This window comes from Rhizobium sp. BR 314 (genome assembly GCF_047445805.1).
Lineage (GTDB): Bacteria > Pseudomonadota > Alphaproteobacteria > Rhizobiales > Rhizobiaceae > Rhizobium > Rhizobium lusitanum_B.
Genome location: NZ_JARWLA010000112.1, coordinates 1 through 825, shown reverse-complemented (window position 1 = coordinate 825; position 825 = coordinate 1). Strand labels below are relative to the sequence as shown.

Below are 825 nucleotides of genomic sequence, written 5' to 3'. Positions count from 1 at the left end.
GTCATCTACAGCCTCATGCTGACATGCCGCGCCTGCGGCATCGAACCCTTGGCTTATCTGCGTCACGTCCTTACCGAATTACCGCAGCGTGTCATCGAAGCCGACATCACCGACCTGCTGCCCTTCAACTTCGCTGAAACGCTGAAACCGCCGCTGCATGATCCAATGGCAGCCGTCTGACGGCGACCCCGGTCAAACGGGCCGCGTCAACGCGCATGGAAATGAGCGCTTACGAATAGCGTCAGCAGAACGGCGCTGTTCATTTCTCGACCGGTGGCTGGGGTTTGATGAGACCGCCAAACCCATCCCGAACGACGTTGATCAGGGTCTTGGACGCCCCAAGGACAGCGACGATAGCGGCGGTATAGGTCGGGCTGATCCACGACTGAGAGCATTCGAGAAGCCCCGTTGTCAACTGAGTGCAGCCGGTGGCGATCAGGAATGCCGTGACGGCCGCGAGAACGGCGATCAGGATATTCGGAAGATTGTGAATTGCGTTCGTATTGAACATGATGGCTTTCCTTTGCTGAGCGGCCTTGGCCTGCTGGAGAGCGCTGGAGACGACCGCCTAGTACCGTTCCGCAGAGATTCTGACGGGTTGAGCTATCGCAAGATTGGCAGCGCTTCGGGTTGTACGAGCAATTGAATGCTTCGCGCTTCTCCAGGCTGGCGTTGAATGAGACCGGCCTTTTCCAGGGTTATCACCATCTGGTGTACAGACGGTGCGGTCACCTCAAAGTGGCGACGCATGTCCGCTTCTGCCGGGGAGCGTTTGAAGATCCTGGTGTAGGCATAAATGAAGGCCAGGTATTGAAGGCCAGGTAT

The 825-nt window shown here is 57.5% G+C and carries 3 protein-coding genes; 1 reads left to right on the top strand and 2 read right to left on the bottom strand.

From position 1 onward, the window contains the following. On the top strand, positions 1-180 hold a 180-nt coding region (locus QD461_RS36665), incomplete at its 5' end, for a transposase domain-containing protein (protein ID WP_414091640.1). Between the two features lie 79 nt (positions 181-259). On the opposite strand, the gene QD461_RS36660 is transcribed toward QD461_RS36665, so the two are convergent. Further along, positions 260-511 (bottom strand): hypothetical protein, encoded by a 252-nt coding sequence (locus QD461_RS36660; RefSeq protein WP_004121984.1) that lies wholly within the window; start codon positions 509-511, stop codon positions 260-262. A gap of 92 nt (positions 512-603) precedes the next feature. Next, positions 604-825: a LexA family protein gene (locus QD461_RS36655; RefSeq protein WP_414091639.1), complete on the bottom strand. Its 222-nt coding sequence runs from the start codon at positions 823-825 to the stop codon at positions 604-606.

Coding starts and splice junctions, on each gene's coding strand:
- QD461_RS36660 (WP_004121984.1), bottom strand. CDS start 511: ATGTTCAATACGAACGCAATTCACAATCTTCCGAATATCCTGATCGCC.